The 462-nt window shown below is 71.4% G+C and carries 1 protein-coding gene and 1 pseudogene; one reads left to right on the top strand and one right to left on the bottom strand.

What is annotated here, in order from left to right; translation table 11 throughout:
- Window positions 1-23: 23 nt before the first annotated feature.
- Window positions 24-158 (bottom strand): hypothetical protein, encoded by a 135-nt coding sequence (locus tag LPA54_RS42570; RefSeq protein ID WP_267480009.1) that lies wholly within the window; start codon window positions 156-158, stop codon window positions 24-26.
- A 202-nt stretch (window positions 159-360) separates the two neighbouring features.
- Here LPA54_RS42570 and LPA54_RS38060 point away from each other — a divergent pair.
- A pseudogene (locus LPA54_RS38060) lies at window positions 361-462 on the top strand (MBL fold metallo-hydrolase); the annotation flags it as partial.

Below are 462 nucleotides of genomic sequence, written 5' to 3'. Positions count from 1 at the left end.
CCCTTCCTCCGTCCCGGGCGGACTCACTCCGCCTCCCCCTCCTCCTCCCGGCGACGGTCCCTGCGTGGCCGGTGGCCTCTGCCCCAGCCGTCGACGAGGGCGGTGACCAGGGCGAGCAGGACCACCGCGGCGAGTGCGAGCCACCAGGCCGTGTTCATGCCCAGACCGTACCGGCGCGGGCCGAGGACGCGCGCCCCCTCCCGCCCCCGCACGCGTCCCTTCCAGCCGAACCGGTGACAGCACAGGTGAGTTCGCCCACAACGACGCCTGGTGGAGGAGCGACCGCAGGTTTTGCGCCTTACGCTCGACGAACCGCACGACCCCCGTCTTCTCACACCCGCCAGCGGAGGTTTCTGCTTCATGAAGCTCACCGTCGTCGGCTGCTCGGGGTCGTTCCCGTCCGCGGAATCGGCCTGCTCGAGCTACCTCGTCGAGGCCGACGGCTTCCGGCTGCTCCTCGAC

It is taken from the genome of Streptomyces sp. DH12, from assembly GCF_020873895.1.
GTDB lineage: Bacteria > Actinomycetota > Actinomycetes > Streptomycetales > Streptomycetaceae > Streptomyces.
This window is presented reverse-complemented; position numbering and strand designations above follow the sequence as displayed.

Coding starts and splice junctions, on each gene's coding strand:
- LPA54_RS42570 (WP_267480009.1), bottom strand. CDS start 158: ATGAACACGGCCTGGTGGCTCGCACTCGCCGCGGTGGTCCTGCTCGCC.